At 68.4% G+C, this 19,275-nt stretch carries 16 protein-coding genes; 5 read left to right on the forward strand and 11 right to left on the reverse strand.

The genetic code is table 11. From position 1 onward, the window contains the following. Window positions 1-128: 128 nt before the first annotated feature. From ACIA58_RS22740 to ACIA58_RS22770, 7 genes are all read right to left on the reverse strand, one after another. Entirely contained in the window at window positions 129-620 is a 492-nt protein-coding gene (locus ACIA58_RS22740; protein ID WP_396405744.1) for a DUF2231 domain-containing protein, read from the reverse strand. Between the two features lie 73 nt (window positions 621-693). After that, a complete protein-coding gene (locus ACIA58_RS22745; protein ID WP_396405745.1) occupies window positions 694-1,146 on the reverse strand; it encodes an FMN-binding protein in 453 nt (150 codons plus the stop codon). After that, window positions 1,143-1,706 carry an FMN-binding protein gene (locus ACIA58_RS22750; RefSeq protein WP_396405746.1) on the reverse strand — a complete coding sequence of 188 codons (564 nt, stop codon included), beginning with the start codon at window positions 1,704-1,706 and terminating at the stop codon, window positions 1,143-1,145. Before ACIA58_RS22750 ends, ACIA58_RS22745 begins: the two co-directional genes overlap by 4 nt. A gap of 13 nt (window positions 1,707-1,719) precedes the next feature. Then, a complete protein-coding gene (locus ACIA58_RS22755; RefSeq protein ID WP_396405747.1) occupies window positions 1,720-3,141 on the reverse strand; it encodes a ferric reductase-like transmembrane domain-containing protein in 1,422 nt (473 codons plus the stop codon). A 23-nt stretch (window positions 3,142-3,164) separates the two neighbouring features. Next, complete coding sequence (locus ACIA58_RS22760; RefSeq protein WP_396405748.1) at window positions 3,165-4,397, reverse strand: sensor histidine kinase; 1,233 nt, start codon at window positions 4,395-4,397, stop codon at window positions 3,165-3,167. Beyond that, window positions 4,394-5,062 carry a response regulator transcription factor gene (locus ACIA58_RS22765; protein WP_396405749.1) on the reverse strand — a complete coding sequence of 223 codons (669 nt, stop codon included), beginning with the start codon at window positions 5,060-5,062 and terminating at the stop codon, window positions 4,394-4,396. The genes ACIA58_RS22760 and ACIA58_RS22765 overlap by 4 nt, the downstream gene beginning before the upstream one ends. Continuing rightward, window positions 5,059-5,805, reverse strand: coding sequence for an FAD:protein FMN transferase (locus tag ACIA58_RS22770; protein WP_396405750.1), 747 nt, complete (start codon window positions 5,803-5,805; stop codon window positions 5,059-5,061). Before ACIA58_RS22770 ends, ACIA58_RS22765 begins: the two co-directional genes overlap by 4 nt. A gap of 152 nt (window positions 5,806-5,957) precedes the next feature. Between ACIA58_RS22770 and ACIA58_RS22775 the strand changes: the two genes are divergently transcribed. Further along, window positions 5,958-8,717, forward strand: a complete 2,760-nt coding sequence (locus ACIA58_RS22775) for an AAA family ATPase (RefSeq protein WP_396405751.1) — start codon at window positions 5,958-5,960, stop codon at window positions 8,715-8,717. Between the two features lie 4 nt (window positions 8,718-8,721). On the opposite strand, the gene ACIA58_RS22780 is transcribed toward ACIA58_RS22775, so the two are convergent. After that, window positions 8,722-9,501, reverse strand: a complete 780-nt coding sequence (locus ACIA58_RS22780; protein WP_396405752.1) for an isocitrate lyase/phosphoenolpyruvate mutase family protein — start codon at window positions 9,499-9,501, stop codon at window positions 8,722-8,724. A gap of 88 nt (window positions 9,502-9,589) precedes the next feature. On the opposite strand from ACIA58_RS22780, the gene ACIA58_RS22785 reads away from it, so the two are divergent. Further along, window positions 9,590-10,366 (forward strand): phytanoyl-CoA dioxygenase family protein, encoded by a 777-nt coding sequence (locus ACIA58_RS22785; RefSeq protein WP_396405753.1) that lies wholly within the window; start codon window positions 9,590-9,592, stop codon window positions 10,364-10,366. A gap of 257 nt (window positions 10,367-10,623) precedes the next feature. Here the strand turns inward: ACIA58_RS22785 and ACIA58_RS22790 are convergent, their stop codons facing one another. Next, window positions 10,624-11,739 carry a hypothetical protein gene (locus ACIA58_RS22790; RefSeq protein WP_396405754.1) on the reverse strand — a complete coding sequence of 372 codons (1,116 nt, stop codon included), beginning with the start codon at window positions 11,737-11,739 and terminating at the stop codon, window positions 10,624-10,626. A gap of 244 nt (window positions 11,740-11,983) precedes the next feature. Here ACIA58_RS22790 and ACIA58_RS22795 point away from each other — a divergent pair, with 244 nt between their 5' ends. Together ACIA58_RS22795 and ACIA58_RS22800 are read left to right on the forward strand one after the other, a co-directional pair. After that, a complete protein-coding gene (locus tag ACIA58_RS22795; RefSeq protein ID WP_396405755.1) occupies window positions 11,984-13,405 on the forward strand; it encodes a M1 family metallopeptidase in 1,422 nt (473 codons plus the stop codon). A 172-nt stretch (window positions 13,406-13,577) separates the two neighbouring features. Next, entirely contained in the window at window positions 13,578-15,029 is a 1,452-nt protein-coding gene (locus ACIA58_RS22800) for an amidase (RefSeq protein WP_396405756.1), read from the forward strand. Window positions 15,030-15,076: 47 nt separating this feature from the next. On the opposite strand, the gene ACIA58_RS22805 is transcribed toward ACIA58_RS22800, so the two are convergent. After that, complete coding sequence (locus ACIA58_RS22805; RefSeq protein ID WP_396405757.1) at window positions 15,077-15,955, reverse strand: alpha/beta fold hydrolase; 879 nt, start codon at window positions 15,953-15,955, stop codon at window positions 15,077-15,079. Between the two features lie 102 nt (window positions 15,956-16,057). On the opposite strand from ACIA58_RS22805, the gene ACIA58_RS22810 reads away from it, so the two are divergent. After that, window positions 16,058-16,666, forward strand: coding sequence for a TetR family transcriptional regulator (locus tag ACIA58_RS22810; protein WP_396405758.1), 609 nt, complete (start codon window positions 16,058-16,060; stop codon window positions 16,664-16,666). On the opposite strand, the gene rph is transcribed toward ACIA58_RS22810, so the two are convergent. After that, window positions 16,663-19,263, reverse strand: a complete 2,601-nt coding sequence (rph, locus tag ACIA58_RS22815) for a rifamycin-inactivating phosphotransferase (RefSeq protein ID WP_396405759.1) — start codon at window positions 19,261-19,263, stop codon at window positions 16,663-16,665. The two genes, ACIA58_RS22810 and rph, sit on opposite strands and share 4 nt — an antisense overlap. Window positions 19,264-19,275: the final 12 nt, after the last annotated feature.

The raw sequence follows: 19,275 nt of genomic DNA on the forward strand, positions 1-19,275 counted from the left end.
CGGTTCGAGGCACCAGTTGATCACACGCTCCTACCGGCGCAGCGCTTATCCTCGCTGTCCACGATGTACCGCTGGAAATATTTCGACCTGGTCGAGCTGTACGTCTGCACGACGACCACCTGACTCCGTCAGCGGTGTGCGGCCCAGTTGTTCCAGCTTGCCTTCGCGCCGGAGTCGCCGATGCGTACGACGTCGTACACGGCCGCGGCCGACACCACGAGGGCGGCGACCGTCAGCGTTGCGGTGAGGGCTCCTGAGGTGGGCGCGAGAAAGGTGCGCGTGGCCGGTGTCCGTCCGGTGCTCTCGCGCTGTCGCCACCACACGACGACTGCGAGCGCGGCGACCGCGATCGCCGCGTAGATGGCCGTGTCGCCGAGCTCGGTGTGCTTGTGGATGAGCGGGTTGGGTGTCAGCCGGTGCTCCAGCCACTCGCCGGCACTCGTCGTGATCGGCACCAGTACGACGACCAGCAGCGACAGGATCGCGTTCGGACCGGCGAGCCTGCGCCTGGCCGCGGGCCACAGCGCGGTGAGCGCCAGCAGGGCCGCGGACAGCGGTAGCAGGACGACGATGGCGTGCACGAGGAGCACGTGGGCGGGGAGTCCGTTGACTGTCTGCATCACGTTCCTTGAGGTCGGACCGGTTCGGAACGCCCAGGCTGGCAGCGCGATCTTGGGGAATTCTTGGAGCGCCTCAGCCCGCGGCCCGGAAGTGCGCGGCGTCCAGGGCCGCCTGCAGCGAACGGCGGTAGCCGTCCGAGGTGAAGGTTGCCCCCGACACCGTGTCGATGTGGGCGCTCTGCGCGGAGATCGCCTCCTGCTCCAGCTGCGGCAGGGAGAACGAGCTGATCTCGCGGTCGCGGCCGCCCGACGACGGATACACCAGCGCGTTCACGCCGACCAGCCGATGGCTCCGGATGGTGACCCGCACCTGCACCGGCCCGTACCGCGTGCCTTCCGACGTACCGTTCACCGTCAGATCGCCGGTGCCGGGTGACGTGCTGACCACGCCTGGCGTCGCTATCGGAACGGACTGGCTGGAGACGTGGTTCCGGCTCGTCGGAAACAGGAACAGCAGGGCGAGCAGTACGCCGGTGCTTCCGCCGACCAGCAGGTTGCGCCGCAGCCGCTCCGAGTGCACTGTCATCGCGCACCGGCCTTGTGCGCGGCGTCGAGTGCGGACTGCAGTGACTGGCGATATCCCTCCGAGGTGAAGGTTGCCCCGGACACCGTGTCGATCTGGGCGCTCTGGGCGGCCATCGTCTCCTGGTTGAGCTGCGGTACGGCGTAGCCGTTGATCTGGTCGGTCTGTCCGTCACCGCTCGGGTGCTGCAACGTGTGGGCCGTGGTGACCCGCCCGCCGCGCACGGTGATCCCGACCTGCACCGGCCCGTACTGCGTGTCGACCACGCCACCTGCCACCACGACCGCCGCGGCCGACGGTTGCTGAGCCGACGGGTGTGCTGTCGGCTTCGGCGACGGCGTACGGGACCGCGGAGCCGACGGAGTGGTGCGCGGCGAGCGCTGGGGTGCGGGGCTCCGTGCGCCGCCCCTACTCGACGGCGACGACACACGGCTCGGCTGCTCGGAGCTGACCACGGCGGCAGCTCCAGTGGTCGTGTGTTGCTGCTGGACGCTCGCCCGAAACGCGACGGCGACCACCGCAGTGGTCGCCACCGTCATCAGCAGCTTGATCCCACGCCTCACTCACGCACTCCCTTCACCACGAGAACCGCTCCTGATGCAATTGGTCGGCGGGCAGCCTGAGCTCGAGCGCGGCCGCACAGACTGCGTCCATCCACTGGTCCGGACCGCAGACATAGACGTCGTACTGCTCGATCCCGGGGACGAGATCCCACATCGCATCCGCGTCGGACCATTCCTTGGCGCTCTCCGGGAGCCACGACGCACGCTTCCGCTGCCGGGCACCGAGCACGTACTGCAGGGTGATCCCGCGCCGCGCCGCGAGCTGTTCCAGCTCGTTGCGGAACACCAGGTCCGCGGGACTGTGCGCGCGGTAGACGAGGATCGCGTCCCCCGGCCGGTAGCCGAGTTCTTCCAGCAAAGCCCGCAGCGGCGTGATACCGATGCCGCAGGCAAACATCGCCACCCGGTCGGTGACCCGCCGCTCCGCGGTCAACCGGCCGTACGGACCCTCGACGGCGACCCGTGTACCGGGCCGCAACCGTGCCAGCCGACTGCTGCCGTCGCCCGCTGCCTTCGCGGTCACCCGAAGCCGGTCCGGCGCCGGAGACGCCGACAACGAGTACGGGTTGCCGCGTGACCAGCCCGGACCGTCGAGGAACCGGAAGACGAAGTACTGCCCAGCCCGGACTGGCAGCCGGTGCAGCCCACGCCCGCCCAGCAGCACCGTCACCACACCAGGTGCCTCGTGCACCACCTCGCGCACCGTCAGCCCGTGCCGCAACGTCCGCCACAGCGGCAGCGCGAACCGGAACAACAGGATCGCACCGAGCGCCACGCCGTACGCCGACCACCAGTACAGCCGCGCCACCCGCGAGCTCGTGAAATCCGCGCCGGTCCAGATCTCATGCGGGATCGACAACCCCACGCCGATGTACGCGTACAGGTGGAGCAGATGCCAGGACTCGTACCGCAACGCCTTCCGAGCAACCTTCACCGACGTGACCACCACAAGCGTCAGCGCAGCGCTCGCCGCGACGGCCAGCAGCATCCCGCCGTACGTCGTCACGACCGTCCAGGTCTCACGCAGCAGATTGTTGTGATCGCGCAGCGTGTACCCGGCCAGGATCAAGACGATGTGCACCAGCAGAAGGTTGAACGACCAGAAGCCGACCAGCCGGTGCCGGCGCGCGAGCTCATCCTGGCCGTAGCTCCGCTCGATCATCGGCACCCGAGCCATCAACAACACCTGCACCAGCAGAAGATCCGCCGCGACCAGCCCCGACAACCTGCCCAGAGAGGTGAGCAGATCCGCCGGACCGCTCGCCAGTGTCTGCAAGCCTCGCCCGGACACCCACAATGCGATCACAACCAGCACACTCGCCCAGCACAGGACGCCGGCCGCGTCGCGCCACCACCGCGGAGTCGCCCGCGGTCGGCGTCGGAAGTGCGCAGTCCGCGGCCTGCTGGCCTCCTGTGCTGGACCGCGGCTCGTCATGCTCCGACGATGACCGCGGATTCTTAGCCGTTCCTTGGACCGTCGTCCCTGGTCGCGGGCAGGACGAGCTCGAACGTCGCTCCGACCTCGCTCGGCGCCAGCCGGAGCTGACCGCCGAGCCGGTTCGCCACGTCGTGGGCCAGCGCCAGGCCGAGACCGTAGTGCTTGCGTCCGGCCCGGTGCCCGCCGGAGTCGAATCGGCGCAGTACCCGTTCGGCCGCCTCCGGGCCGATGCCCGGGCCGGTGTCACTGACCGCGAGGATCACGTCACCGCGCTGCCGCCGTACGGCGATCCGCACCTCACCGCCACGCGGTGTGTGGTCGACCGCGTTGTCGACCAGGGCGATCGTCGCGCGCCGGATCGCGCTCGGTGAGCCCGACGCGAGCGCAAAGTCACCATCGGAGGTCCAGTGCAGTCGTACGCCGGCCTGCTCGGCATGGGCTCCCGCAGCGTGGGCCACATCCTGGGCGATCTGGACCAGGTCAACCGACTCGTGATTGTCCGAGCCTCGAGGATCAGCGGCCGCCAGCAGATCGTCGACCACCTCAGCCAGCCGCCGGGTGTCGCCGACGACACCGTCCGCGTCGTCCAGAATCTCGTCACTGGCTCCGCTTCGTCGCAGCGACCGCCCAAGCACCTGCGCCCGGGTGCTCAGCAACGTCAACGGTGTCCGCAGTTCATGCCCCGCGTCGGCCACGAACGCACGCTGCAGCGTCAATGCCTGTACCAGGGGCCGGACCGCGCGGCGACCGATGAAGACGCCCAGCAAGCCGGCCAGCAGTAGTCCCAGCACGGCCGCGAAGCCCATCACCAGCAGCAGGCGGGCTCGCTCCTTGTGTGCCGTCGCCAGGCTCAGCACCGCCTGCACCTGCTTGCCCTTGGTCACACCGCTGGCGACGCGGTACTCGCCGTCGTCGTTCTCCACCGTGACCAGCTGAACCTGTCCGGTGGCCCGGTCCCGCAGCGCGGCCAACTCTGGTAGGAGCTCAGCGGGCAAGCCGGGCGACGTGGCCGTGCCCGACGGCTCGGTCATCACCAACCACGCGCCTTCGGGTGGGTCACCGACATCATCCGCGGTGGCGACAGCGGAGCGAAGTAGGTCGTCGGCCGCACCAGCCTGTCCGCGGACCACCACGATCGTTACCAGGGCGATCAGCACCAGCATCGCCACCGCAACCAGCGCCGCAGCTTGTACTGCGACTCCGCGCGCGGCGCGCCGTACCAGGACCTCGTCTCCGATCGGCCGGCCGCTCATGACTTGCCCAAGCGGTACCCGAGTCCCCGCACCGTGCTGATCACGTCCTTACCCAGCTTCCGCCGGCAGTAGTGCACGTAGGTGTCGACGACCGTCTCGGACTCCGCGTCGCCGAACACGCGATCGAGCAGGTCAGCCCGGCTGAAGACGACGCCCGGCCGGGCCGCAAGCAAACCGAGCAGCGCCGCCTCCCGCTCCGACAACTCCACCAACTCCACCGCGCCGCCGCCGGCTCGTCGTACGGTCCGGGTCGCCAGATCCAGCGAACCGCCCGGTACGGCGAGCTCGACAGCGCGATCCAGATGGCGGCGCAGCAGCGCGCGGACCCGGGCCAGCAACTCGGAGAGCTCGAATGGCTTCGTCAGGTAGTCCTCAGCGCCCGCGTCCAGCCCCTCGACCCGGTCCTCGGTGCTGTTCCGCGCGGACAGCACGAGTATCGGCGTGCCGATCCCACGGCTCCGCAGCCGCGCGATGAGGTCCAGCCCCTCCACGGCGGGCAGGCCGCGATCCACGATCATCGCGTCCACCTCGCGGGTGAGCGCCAGATGCAGGCCGGTGTGCCCGTCGCCGGCCCATGTCACGGCGTACCCCTCGTCGGTCAGCACGCGTCGGAGGAGGCGGGCCAGGTCGGCGTCGTCCTCGATCAGCAGGATCCGGGCTGTCATCCGGCGCCCCAGCCGGGCGTGGCGAACAGGTTGCCATCGGCAAGGATTCCGAGGCCCTCGTACCCCGGCAGCAGAACCTCCGGCCAGTGGTCCCCGGCTACGAAGGCGGCCGTCGCGAGCACGTCGGCGTACTCCAGCGACGAACCGGTGACCGACACCGACAGCCAACGGCCCGCCGCCGCCTGGCCGCTCCGCGGATCGTAAAGGTGCGCGCCGCGGGCCGCGGTACCGCTCGTGGCCACCGCTCCGCCGGTGCGCGCCACGCTCGCAACCACCTGGCCCGGATCGCGCGGATCCTGGATGCCGACCACGAACGGCTCCCCGCTCGGACTCACCACGAGCACGTCACCTCCCGCGTTCAGACACCAGTCCACGTCAACGACCTCTCGCAGCCGCGAGCCGGCCCGCTCGACCGCCCAGCCCTTCACCAGTCCCGAAGGATCCCACGACCCGGCCGGCGTCTCCGCATCGAACAGCCCGTCGGTCAACTCGCGCGCGGCGACACACCGCTCGGCCACCTCGCGCACCACCGGGTCAACACGATCCCAACTCACCGCGCCCCGCGCCAGCAGACTCACCGCGCTGTCCACCTTGTACGGCGAGAACACCCGATCGACCTCGACCAACTCCGCGAAGACCGCCCGCACCGCGTTCTCCGCCCGCGTCGACGCGGCCCCGTCCCCCCGAGCGAGCACACTGATGGGCAGCCCCATGATCTGCTCCACCCAGCTCCGCCGCGGCATGCGGCAACGGTACGTCCGCACGCCCCGGCGGGTGCCCCGATCGTCCCCTGTCGGTCGACATCGCGTAGGTCACATCGGCGCTTGGCCCCAGCTGACGAGAGCGTGATTATCGGGTTGGATCGGCTGCGGCTGGGCCCTGTAGCGTCCTTGTCATGTCGACCGAACGTCCCCGGCGTGGGTTACTGGGTCGGCACGCCGAGTGCGGGGCGGTGGATCGGCTCCTGGACGCCGTACGAGCAGGTCAGAGCCAGGTCCTGGTCGTCCGCGGTGAGGCCGGCATGGGGAAGTCCGCCTTGCTGGAGTACGCGCAACGGCGCGCGTCGGGTTGCCGGGTCGTGCGAGCGTCCGGGGTGGAGTACGAGACGGAGCTCGCCTATGCCGGTCTGCATCAGCTCTGTGCGCCGCTGCTCTCGCTGAAGGACCGGCTGCCCGCGCCCCAGCGCGATGCGCTCGACGCGGCCTTGGGGCTGAGCACGCAAGGACCGGCCGACCGATTCGTGGTCGGGCTCGCCGTACTCACCCTGCTTGCCGAGGCGGCGGAGCGGCAGCCGTTGCTCTGTGTGGTCGACGACGCCCAGTGGCTGGATCAGGCATCGCTGCTGACGATCTCGTTCGTCTCCCGCCGACTGCTCGCCGAGCCGATCGGGGTGGTGCTCGCAACGCGCCACTCGAGCGAGGTCCGGGACCTGGCCGGATTGCCGGGACTAGCGATCGGCGGACTCAGGTACGCCGATGCGAGCGCGCTTCTCGACAGGGCCTGGCCAGGACGTCTGGACCAGCAGGTCCGGGATCGTGTCATCGCGGAGTCGCGTGGCAACCCACTCGCGCTGCTCGAGCTTCCCCGCAGCCTGACGCCCGCCGGTCTGGCCGGCGGCTACCAGCTTCCGGACGCGACGCCGCTCGCAACCCAGATCGAGCAGAGCTTCCTGCGACAGGCCGAGTCGCTGCCGGCCGAATGCCGGCGGCTGATGCTGACGGCAGCAGCCGAGCCGATGGGGGACGTCGGGTTGTTGCGGCGGTCGGCGATACTGCTCGGGCTCGGCCCCGGCGCCTCGGCGGCCGCGGAGCGCGAAGGTTTGATCGAGATCGGCGTGCAGGTCCGGTTCCGGCATCCGTTGGTACGTTCAGCGATCTACCGGGCCGCATCGCCAGGTGAGCGTCTGACGGTGCACGCCGCGCTGGCCGCGGCGATCGATCCCGTACTCGAACCCGATCGGCACGCCTGGCATCGCGGCCATGCGACGTTCGGCCTGGACGAGGCGACGGCCGAGCTGCTCGAGCAGTCCGCCGGGCGGGCGCGGGCTCGTGGCGGCGTTGCCGCCGTCGCCGCGTTCCTGGAGCGAGCCGCTCAGCTGACACCGGATGCGCGTCGCCGGGGCCGGCGTACTCTGGCCGCCGCCCAGGCGCGGTTCGCAGCAGGGGCTCTCGACGCCGCGACCGCTTTGCTGGCCGTGGCGGCGGCGTGCCCGTTGGACGACTTCGACCACGCCCGGCTGGCCGGCCTGCGCGCGCAGATCGTGTTCGCGATCAATCGGGGCGTCGATGCGCCGCCGGTGTTGCTCGCCGCGGCCGAGGAGCTCGCGCCGTACGACGTCGACGCGGCGCGCGACACCTACCTTCAGGCTCTCGGCGCCACCATCTACGCCGGCCGCCGGCACGGTCCCGTCGGATCGCGCGAGGTGGCGGCCGCCGTCCGGAACCTGCCCTCGCCGCGGACGGAGCCGAGGCCGAGCGACCTCCTGCTCGACGGCCTGGCGACTCGGTTCATCGACGGTTTTCCGCACGGGGCCGAGGCGCTGCGGCGGGCGCTGGATGCGTACGCCGGAGCCGGCGACGACGACATCCTGGGCTGGTTCTGGTTGCCCTGGATGATCGCAGCCGATCTGTGGGACGACGCGAAGTGGCAGGAGATCTCCGCTCGAGCTGTCCGGTTGTGCCGGGAATCCGGCGCGCTCACCTTGTTGCCCTTGGCCCTCGGTTACCGGGCGGTCGTCCACGTGCACGCCGGCGAGTTCGCGGCCGCGTCGGCGTTGATGGCGGAGAGTGAGGCGATCTCCACGGCGACCGGCGGCGCGGCCGTGAACTACCCGCCGATGTTGCTCGCCGCCTTCCGCGACGTCGAGCCGAAGCAGCTCGTCGACAATTTCCGGGTCGAGCTCGACGACGGGGTCGCGCGCGGCGAGGCACGAGCGATCGGCGGCGAGGCCTATCTGACCGCGATGCTGTACAACGCCCTCGGCCGCCACGCCGCCGCGCTCGCCCCGGCCCGGCGTGCCTGCGAGTACGACGATGCGGGGATCTACGGGTTCGCACTGGTCGAGTTGGTCGAGGCGGCCCACCGAAGCGGTTCGCGGGACGAGGCTGTCGCTGCACTGCGCCGCTTGGAGGAACGAACGACGGCGGCGGGGACGGAGTGGGCCCTCGGCGTACAGGCCTGGTCAAGGGCGCTGCTCGCCGGCGATGAAGCCGCCGAGCCTCTGTACCGGGAGGCGATCGAGCGACTCGAGCGGACTCGCGTCGCCGTACACCTCGGCCGCGCTCGACTCCTGTACGGCGAGTGGCTGCGGCACGTCGGCCGGCGCAAGGACGCACGGGATCAGCTCGGGGTCGCTCACGGCCTGTTCAGCCGGATCGGAGCCGGTGCGTACGCCGAACGCGCCCGGCGGGAGCTGCTGGCCGCCGGCGTCTCGGTCGCCAGACGCGGCGACCAGACCCGGAGCCCGCTCACCAACCAGGAGTCGCAGATCGCCCGGCTCGCGCGCGACGGACTGTCCAATCCGGAGATCGGAGCCGAGCTGTACATCAGCCGGCACACCGTGGACTGGCATCTGCGGAAGGTGTTCGCCAAGCTCGAGATCAGCTCGCGCCGGGAGCTCGGCGACGTACCCCTGAGCCGCCTCGAATCGGCCTAGCCCGTCACTCCCGGAGCGTGGCGAGCTCGGCCGCGAAGCGCGCGACCGAAGCCTGATGCAGGAACGGGCCCCAGCTCACCCGCGCGACGCCGAGTGTGGCCAGCTCGGCCAGGGGCGGCGTCGCCGGTATTCGTACGACGTTCACCGGGCCACCGACCTGCGTGACATAGTCGCGCACCGCCCCCGACTCCCACAGGCCGATCGGGTAGACACAGTCCGCGCCCGCCTCGCGGTACGCCGTACCGCGCTCGACACCTTCCGGCACCAGCGCGGCCAGCGTTTCGGGGCCGGCGCCGGTGAGGAGCGGCCCGAGGAAGACATCGACGCGCGCGTTGACGACGAGTGGGTAATCGGCGTCAACCGCGGCCTGGCGAACCGCTGCGAGCCACTTGGCCTGCTCGGCGATCGGGCGGATGGTTCCAGCTCGGTGGTCGGTGTCCTCGAGGTTGCAGCCGGCAGCGCCCGCAGTCCGCAGCGCATCCACGAGCTCGGCCGGCTGCATGCCGTACCCGGCCTCCGCGTCGACCGTGACCGGCACGTCGACAACCCGCGCGATCCGGGCTGCCGCCGCAAACATCTCGTCGGCCGGCGCCGCCTCCTGATCCTCGTACCCGAGAGTGGCGGCCACCGCGCCGCTGCTGGTCGCGACGACCGGAAAGCCGGCCGCGACGACTGCGCCGGCGGTGGCGGCGTCCCAGACGTTGGGAAGCAGCAGGGGAGTGCCAGGACGGTGCAGCGACCGCAACAACTCACACCGGCGCTGCAGTTCCACATTCTGAGTCATCTCACGTCGCCGCCCTTCAGCACGCGCCGCAATTCTAGGCTGTCCGGTAGTAGAAGAAGCCGTTCCAACTAAAGAAGAGGACTGAGTGATGCTCAATCCCGTCGTCGACAAAGGTCAGCTGACCGACACCGACCGCTTCATCTTCGAGTCGTGGGGCTACTTCCTGATTCCCGACGTCTTGACCAAGGACGAGGCCGCCGAGGCGTACGACGTCTCGCAGCGTCTGCACCAGAGCCGCGACCGCGAGTTCGGGCAGATCGGCCGGACCTACGAGAGCGAGCCAGTGCTGGAGCGGTTGATCGATCATCCTGACGTGCTGCCGAAGGTCCAGGGCCTGCTCGGCGACCGATTCGTGCTGCAGGCCGGCTGGAACACCATGCAACCGGCACACGGCGGGAACGGCGGTTGGCACCAGGACGGCTCGTCCGCCTTCGACTTCAAGGACCTGGGGTATCCGGTCCCACTGATTCAGCTCCGAGTGTCGTACCTGCTCACCGACCAGACCGTGCCCGGCATGGGCAACATGGAACTGATCCCCGGCAGCCACCGCTCGCGGGTCCCGCTGCCCGACTCGATCCGTAAGAACAAGGACGACATCGCGATCGGCCACGTCGTGTGCGCCGAGGCCGGGTCCGCCCTGGTGTTCCACAACGGCGTCTGGCACCGAACCTTCCGGCACGACGGCGACTACGACCGCTACACGACCCACTACGTCTACAGCCCGCCGTGGGTCCGCCCGGCGGACCGCCTCAGCAACGACCCCGAGTTCCTCGAGCGCACCACACCCCTGAGGCGCGCCCTGATGGGCGAATTCGCAAGACCAGACGCCCCCTTCGGCGCCAACTACGACCCGCTCCCGATCTGACCCCAACCCAGTTCCCCCTGCACCGGCCTTCCGCAAACCCGAAGGCCGGTGCAGCTATCCAGGACGCCGCGATCGGCCCGTACCAGATCCAAGCGGCCATCGACGTACTGGAGCGGGTTGCGTGCAGCAAGCAGGACCGCCAGCATCCCCGACCAGCGCTACCTAGCTCTCCGCCCAGCCAAACTCCGCCACCCAACAAGTAACCCGGCCACGACACCTGAGGCGGTCGAGCCCTCCACCATTCCCCGCGCCCGCGATCAGTTCGTCGTACAGGGGACGTCGCTGGGGCTGTCGGGTCTTGTGGGCAGATCTACTCGGACTTCGAGACTGTTGTTGGACTCGTTGGTCTCTGGGATTTTGCCCTCCGGATCGAGGGTCAACGTGAAGTGATGAACTTGGCTGTAGTCCGCGGAGCCCAGTGCTACGGTCATGGGTGCTGACCCCGAGCCTGTGCTCACCTGGGCGTTTCCGCCGCCGTTGAGCCCGGTATCGCTGGTCAAGCTGAAGGGGACCAACTGAGCCAGGTTCTGATCATTGCTGTTCAGTACCGCAACGGAGATCGTCAGCTTGTCCCCGCCGTTGGACGCGCCACCCGGGTCGACCTGGCACGACGAAACCGTGGAGAACGACAGGTCTTGGGTGTCGCCGCCGTCGCTTGGAGGGTCGGCGCCGGCGGCTACCAACGCCACGAGCGAGGCAGGCCCCTTCAGGTTCTGGTGAATCCGAAGACGGGCGGTCCCTGCCGGTCCTGGATCGAGGCGTACAGCGATCGTGCAGGTCTCGTTCTTCGTCAGGGGCCCGGCGTCGACGCAGTTGCTGTCCTGATGGAATCGTCCGGCTGCAGCTCCTTCGAATTCGAAGCCGGTGACCCGGAGCACCTTCGTGCCGGTGCTTTTGACGGTTATGTCGGAGTCGCATCCGTCATTCGAGCAGTGCAAGAGAATCGGCGTCACCCTGATGCAGAGTTGCCCCTCGCAGGTGACGAGAACCGTCGGACTTGACGTCGGGGTCGGCGCGATCGACTTGACCGATGATGTCGTCTTCGGGTCTGGACCCGGCAGAATGCTCGTCGCCGAGCCCGTGACCCTGGCCTGCACCGCGAACCCACTGTAGGTGACGAACAACGCAACCCCGATCACCAGGAAACCTGCTGTGAGTCGCAGATGGGAGAAGGGACCTGCAACGGCGATCAATGGTGGCAGAGCGGCTCCCAGGATCGCGCCGATCCAGTTGTACGACGGCGATTCGGAGAAAGTGCTGGCAACCAGCGCGCCGGCCACTGAACCGACAACCGACAGCAAAGTCGGAACAATCGCTTGTTTTTGCTGGGTTTCCGCTTGCGGGTCCGCGGTGTTCACATCGATCGCGTCCAATGCCGAGACGGCGGGAACGCCCCCCAGTTGATCCGTTCCGACGAACCGCTCGCCCCCCGATTTGATGATCCCTCGGTCGTTCTCAGAACACCAGTCCTTTCCCCCGGCGGACGGGACTCAGACTTGCACGTCACTGTGTCGGCGGGTGGACTGTAGGGTTGGGGCGGATCCCTTCGGCAATCGTTGTAGATCGCGCCCGATGTACCACCTGCTCGCCAGTCGTTGAGGAAAGCAAGGAGGAATTGTGGGACGTATCGGTCGTCGCCGCGGTTACCTGTTGATCAGCTGCGCGTTGGCCCTGGGATTGGTGGCCGCGCCGAGCCTGACGGCGGATGCCGCGCCAGGGCACGTGTCGGTGTTCTCTCCCGGCGCATCAGGGGCCGGGGATCCCTACTTCCCCGACATGGGCAACGGCGGCTACGACGTCAGCCACTACGACATCAGGTTGGCGTTCGACCCCAAGACCAAGGCGATCAACGCGACCACGACGATCCTCGCCAGAGCCACCCAGAATCTCTCCCGGTTCGACCTGGATTTCCAGGGCCCGCTGAAGATCAGCAGGCTCTCGGTCAACGGGCGGGCCGCGTCCTTCACCCGCACCGGTGCGCAAGAGCTGGTGATCACTCCGCCGCACGGGCTGTGGCGGGGGAGCACGTTTGTCGTCTCGGTGACCTACGCAGGTGTCCCGCAGAAGATCGACGACCCGGCGCTGGGCCTTTCCGGCTGGGTCGCCACCAAGGACGGCGCGGTCGCACTCAACCAGCCCATCGGCGCGGCGACGTACTACCCGGTGAACGACACCACGGACGACAAGGCGACCTACACCCAAACGATCACCGTGCCGACCGGACTCACCGTGCTGGCCAACGGTGAACCAGGACCCAGCACCAGCCACAACGGCCGGACCACCTTCCGCTGGCGCATGAACCAGCCGATGGCCAGCGAGTTGGCCATGATCGCGATCGGGAACTACAACGTCACCCGCAGCGTCACGGCCGGCCTCCTGGACATCACCGCGATCGGCAAGTCGATCGACACCGTGGCAGGTCAGGGCAAGGTGTTCAACCAGACCACGGCGCAGATCGTCCGATGGGAGTCGTCGTTGTACGGGCGCTACCCGTTCGGCTCGACCGGCGGCATCCTTGCCGACGTCGGCGTCCATTACGCCCTGGAGACACAGGGCCGACCGGTGTACGACCAGCGCAGCAGCAAGGTCAGCGGTGACCTCCTCGCTCACGAGCTCGGCCATCAGTGGTTCGGCGACAGTCTCACTCCGGTGCACTGGTCGGACATCTGGCTGAACGAGGGCTTCGCCAGTTACTCGGAATGGCTCTACCAGGAGAAGTTCAACGGCACCCCGGTGGCAAAGAGCTTCGCGGAGGCGTACGCCGACGAGGAGGACTGGACCGGCAAGGTGGCCGACCCCGGACGGGATCACATCTTCGACGACCTGGTCTACAACCGCGGTGCGATGACGTTGCAGGCGCTACGCCTGAAGATCGGCGACCGCGCCTTCTTCCAGGTGCTGAAGCAATGGCCGGCGACCTACCGGCACGGCAATGTCTCGACGCAAACCTTCATCCGGTTCGTCGAGCGACTGACCCACCGCGACCTCGGCACGTTCTTCCACACCTGGCTCTACCAGCCAGGCAAGCCTCAGCTCTGACCATCCGTCGGCGCAGAGATTCTTGCGCGGAGTATTAATGAGGAGCAGCGAGGGCACACAAAGGCTTTCTGGGCAAGTGTGAATCGCTTGAGAGATCGGGCGCGGTGACAGTTGGGCCATTGCGCGAAGAATTTTTTTGTGGCCCCTCCTCGGGGTCGCTAGCGTCCGATTTATGGATTGGACCTTTCAGACAGCCGAAGAACTTGCCGCTGCGTTGCGTGCCGGTGAGGTGACCTCTGCGGAACTGACCGACGAGGCCATCGACCGGATCGAGCGCTACGACAAGGTGATCAACGCAATCTGTGTGCCGGACTTCGACAATGCACGGGCGGCCGCGCGCGATGCCGACGTGGCGCGCGCCCACGGCGAGGACCGGCCGCTGCTCGGCATTCCGGTGACGGTCAAGGAGTGCTACAACATGGCCGGGCTGCCCACGACCTGGGGCATGCCGCAGCACGCGAACTATGTGCCGGCCGAGGACGCGGTACAGGTGTCGCGGCTCAAGGCCGCAGGCGCGGTGGTGCTCGGTAAGACCAACGTGCCGTTGGGGCTGCAAGACCTCCAGAGCTTCAACGAGATCTACGGCACCACCAACAACCCGTGGGATCACGACCGCACCTCGGGTGGGTCCTCCGGCGGATCAGCGGCGGCCCTGGCGGCGGGATTCGGAGCGCTGTCGATCGGCTCCGACATCGGCGGTTCGCTGCGGACCCCCGCGCACTTCTGCGGCGTCTACGCACACAAGCCGAGCCTCGGACTGGCGGCGAGCCGCGGCATGGTCGCGCCGACCGAGCCGGCCTTGCCGGTCGACCTCGACCTCGCCGTCGTCGGCCCGATGGCACGCACCGCCCGCGACCTCACGCTCCTGCTCGACGTCATGGCCGGACCGGACCCGCTGTCACTCGGCGTCGCGCACGAGTTGACGCTGCGGCCCGCGCGCCACGAGCGGCTCCGGGACTTCCGGGTGCTGGTCCTCGACGAGCACCCACTCCTTCCGACCGGGTCCGCCGTACGGGCCGCCGTGAACCGAGTCGCCGATGCGCTGATCGACGGCGGCGCACGCGTCGAGCGGCGCAGTCCGCTGCTGCCCGATCTGACCGAGGCGGCGACGCTCTACGCGCAGTTGCTGTTCTCGGGCTCCGTCGCGCGTTTTCCCGTCGACGCCCTCGAGGAGCTGCGGACCCGCGCCGCCGGACTGAGCGCTGACGACCAGAGCCTCGGCGCGACGCGGCTGCGCGCCATGCTGTTCAGCCACCGCGACTGGATGGAGGCGAACAACCGCCGCGAGCTCCACCGGCACGGCTGGCGGCAGCTGTTCGCCGAGTTCGATGCCGTGGTGTGTCCGATCACGCCGACTCCCGCGTTCCCGCACGACCACGACCCCAACCTGCTGGAACGGCGGATCGACATCGACGGCGTCGAGCACCCGTACTTCGACCAGCTCGTCTGGGCCGGCCTGGCCACCATGCCCGGCCTGCCCGCCACCGCCGTACCAGCGGGCCGATCCCCGGAGGGCCTGCCGGTCGGCGTGCAGCTCATCGGTCCGATGTTCGAGGACCACACCCCACTGCGCCTGGCCGAGCTCCTCGAGCAGAAGATCGGCGGCTTCCAGATGCCGAAGTGAACAGCAATTCGGCGTCCTCGTTGACCGCCCTCCGGACCAGCCGGTTTTCAGTACTTCGGCACCCACGCATCCGCGGTTGTCCAGTGATGGCGGATGTGGGAGGCCAGCTCGTCGGCGCGTTCGAAGGGGAAGAAGAGTTTGCCGCCGTCGATCTCGACCACCTCACGTGCGCCGGGCAGGAGCTGATGGAGCCAGTGCGCCCACTTGAGATCGAAGAACTCGTCGTCGGTCGCCCAGGCGATCAGCGTTGCCGCCTGCAGGGTGCGCAACGCCGGCTCCGCGGTGACCAGGTCGTCCGGTCCCAGTGCAGCGATCAATTCCTGGAAGCGCGCGGCCGTCGCCGGCGTACCGATGACGGGCCGGAGAAATGAGTCGACCATCTCTGCGCTCAGCAGGTCGGGGTTCTCGAAGCTGGAGGCGAAGAACGCCCGGGCCGCGGCCGGGTCGGCGAGAAGTGCCGGAGCGGTTGCCGCGAGTTGACCGGCGCGAGCCGCGTCGACGGTGGCAGCCATCGCCTCCGGAGGGATGTTGTCCTGCGTCTCGCAGTCGGTCAGTGTCAGCGTGTGGATCAGCTCGGGGTAGCGGGCGGCGAACACCTGGACGATCGCGCCGCCGGTGTCGTGGCCGACCAGATCGATGCGATCCAGGCGCAGGCTCGCGCAGACCTCGGCAAGCGTGTCGGCGAACGCCCCGACAGTGAGTTGGTGCTCCGCTGAGGCCTGGCTCTGCCCGTGCAACGGCAGGTCGATGGCGACGCATCTGCGGGTGCCGGCAAGGAGGGGGATCAGATTCTGCCAGATGTGGGCGTTGGTGGCGATGCCGTGCACGAACAACGCGGGCGCGCCGGCGCCGATCTGGACGTAGCTGATCTCGCCCGACGGAGTGCTCACCGTACGGCGGTGATCATCGAACCCGGGCTGGAACATCGTTCGCCTCCGTGATCGTAGAGTGGTGCCGGAAACGTCAAGAAACCGACTGTCGGTCTAGAAAGTAGTAAACCGACAGTCGGTTTGTCAACGGAGGATTCTGTGGATCGACGGATCAACAAGGGGCAGGCCACCCGACGGCACCTGATCGAGGTGGCTACCGAGCTGTTCGCCGACCGTGGCTACGAGGGCACGTCGATCGAGGCCGTCCTGGAGCGGACCGGGATGAGCCGCGGATCGCTCTACCACCACTTCCCGGGCAAGGACCGCCTGTTCGAGGCAGTGGTGGAGTCTGTCCACGCGCAGGTCGGTGAATCCGCGCTCGCGGCCGTCACCGCCAGCGGAGCGACCGAACCGCACGACCTGATCAAAGCGGCCGAGCTGGCCTGGATCCGCCTCGCCAGCGAACCCGTCGTACGCCGGATCCTGCTGATCGACGCGCCGACCGTACTGGGTTGGCGGCGCTGGCGTGACCTCGAAGCGCAGTACGGCCTCGGCATGCTCAAGACCGTCCTCCAGCAGGCCGCCGACACCGGCCGCGTGCCGGCGCACCTGGTCGAGTCGTTCGCGCACATCTTGCTTGCGGCCGGCAACGAACTGGCACTCGTCATCGCCCTGGCCGAGGACGTACCGGCTGCCCAGGCCACTGCCGAGGCAGCCGTCGACGAGTTCCTCACCCGCCTGCTACGTCCGACCAGCGAGCCCGCCTAGCCTGCCGTTCGCTGCTCATCGTCGAGGAGTTCGACGTAGCCGTCGGTTCCGTGGACGCGGATCCGCCGGCCGTCCTCGATCAGTCGGGTCGCGTCTGCCACCCCGACGACCGCGGGTAAGCCGTACTCCCGCGCGATCACCGCGCCGTGAGTCATCAGGCCGCCGACCTCGGTCACCAGTCCCGCGATCGCGACGAACAGCGGCGACCAGCTGGGGTCGGTGTGTGACGTGACCAGGATGTCGCCGGCCTCGAGGTTGGCCTTCGAGATGTCGAGGATGACGCGGGCTCTGCCTTCGATGGTCCCCGCGGAGACCGGCAGACCGACCAGCGCACCGTCCGGCAGATCGTCGCGGCGGTACTCGCCGGCGATGGTCTCGCCGTCCGACGTGAGTACGCGAGGTGGTGTGAGGAGCTGGTGGGTCCGGAACGACTCCTTGCGTTCCTGGAGGAGTTGGTGGTCGAGCTTGTGGGTGCGCGTGAGGTCGTGCAGCTCCCCGAACGTCAGGTAGAAGATGTCTTCCTTCTCGGGCAGTACGTTCGCTCGTACGAGACGATCGGCCTCTTCGAGCAGCGCTTGCTTGTAGACGAAGTACCGGCTGATGATGTTGTACTTCGGGTATTCGCGGTATCCGATGAAGACGCGGACCCGGTCGATCATCTGCTTGGTCTCGTCGGCCTTCTGTTCCCCGCCTGGCAGAGCCCGGAGGCGGGCCAGCAGCTCTTCCTCCTTCTGCTGTGCCCTGTGCATCCCTTGCTCGAAGCGCTGCCCGGCGGCGCCGGGCCCGAAGAGCTTGACGTTGTCGAGGATCAAAGGCAGCAGAGTGGTGGGGCGCTCACTCCACCGCGGCCTCGTGATGTCGATCTCTCCCGAACAGCGCATGCCGTAGCGGGCGAGGTACGCGTTGATGGCATCGCGCGCGTCTGTCCCGCCCGGGAACTTCGGCAACTCGTCCAGGTAGCCATCATCGTCGACGCCCTGCAGGAACTCGACAAGCTCGGCATGCGGGCGGATCACGTCGGCGACGTCGAGCAGCGCCAGTCCCATTTCCGAGGTGACGTTGTTCGGCGCGGACAAGGTCAGGGTGTCGGCCGCGTTCTTCTCGTCCAGCCATTCCTGCATGTGGTCGTTGAGCCACCAGGTGGCTTCCATTCCGGCCATGATCGCCTGGAAGCTCAGCGGGTCGGTGAGGATGCGCTTGTGTTCCTGGAAGGCCTCGAGGAGGAAGTCGAACAGCGCGGAGCCGGTCAAGGCCGCGATGTCGCGGCGTAGGGCGGCGAGGGACGCCTGGCTGCGCTCGATGAGCCCGGTGACGATGGCCGGATCGGTCTCGATCGGTGTGGGCGTGGCGCCCGCGGCCGGTGCGCTCTGTCCTTCGTCGGGGAGGGTCGGGATGAAGTCTCCTCGGTCGAGCAGGGTCTGCAGCGCGTCTCGGATCAGCGGATCGCCTCTGCCGATCAGATCCAGGAAGGCGGCGCGACCCGCCGGCGCGGCCAGCCGTGACGTGGCGTCGACGAACAGCCTCCCGCCGGCAACCTTCATGGGTGCCATGGTCGTCAGCTGCCACACAGAGATGCCCATGGGTTTCATCGCGTCGGTCATCATCTGCTGGTGTCCGACGGAGAGGTAGACGTGGTTGCTCTCGTCGCCGCTCTCGGGGACGGGAAACAGGGTCGTGATCGGCCGGCTTTGAACGATCTGGAAGTCGTCGTCGACGAAGCACCACTCGATGTCCTGTGGACGGCCGAAGTGTGCTTCGATCCGTCGCCCGAGGTGCACCAGCCGCAGGACCTGAGCATCGGTGAGGGCGGGCGTTTCCTGTTGCTCCGGAGCGATCGCCAAGGTCTGTGTCCCGCCGGTCGGCAGGGCGTGGACAGCGAGTTCTTTGGCGGCGATCGACCTGGCGACGACCTGACCATCACGCACCTTGAACACGTCCGGGTTCACCAGGCCGGAGACCAATGCCTCGCCGAGGCCGAAGCCGGCATCCACGGCGGCGACCTTCCGGTTGCCACTGACGGGATCGGCCGTGAACAGGATGCCGGCGGCCTGAGCCAGGACCATCTGCTGTACGACTACGGCCAACTCGACCTTGCGGTGGTCGAAGCCGTTCCGCATCCGGTACGTCACGGCCCGCTCGGTGAACAGCGATGCCCAGCATCGGCTGATGTGCTTGAGGATCGCCTCCGGGCCGACGACGTTGAGATAGGTGTCCTGCTGGCCCGCGAAGGAGGCTGTCGGCAGGTCCTCTGCTGTTGCGCTGGACCGCACGGCGTAGGCGGCATCCTCGCCGAGCCGCCTGACCGCGTCGACCATCGGCGCGGCGAGATCCTCGGGGACGGCGACCTCCTCGAGCGAGCGGCGAATCTCCGCGCTGAGAGCGGAGATGGCCTCCCGGTCGTCCGGAGCCAGGCGTGAGAGTTGATCGAGCTGTTCGTCGATCGACGGTGCTTCCGCCATGATCCGCCGGAACGCGTTCGTCGTCACGCAGAAGCCCGGCGGCACCCGCACGCCTTCGATCCGGGACAACTGGCCCAGGTTCGCGCCCTTGCCTCCGACGGCAGACACCTGGAACTCGTCGGCCTCTTCGAAGTCCATCACATATGGTTT

It is taken from the genome of Kribbella sp. NPDC051586 (genome assembly GCF_044453965.1).
In the GTDB taxonomy this organism is placed as follows: Bacteria; Actinomycetota; Actinomycetes; order Propionibacteriales; family Kribbellaceae; genus Kribbella.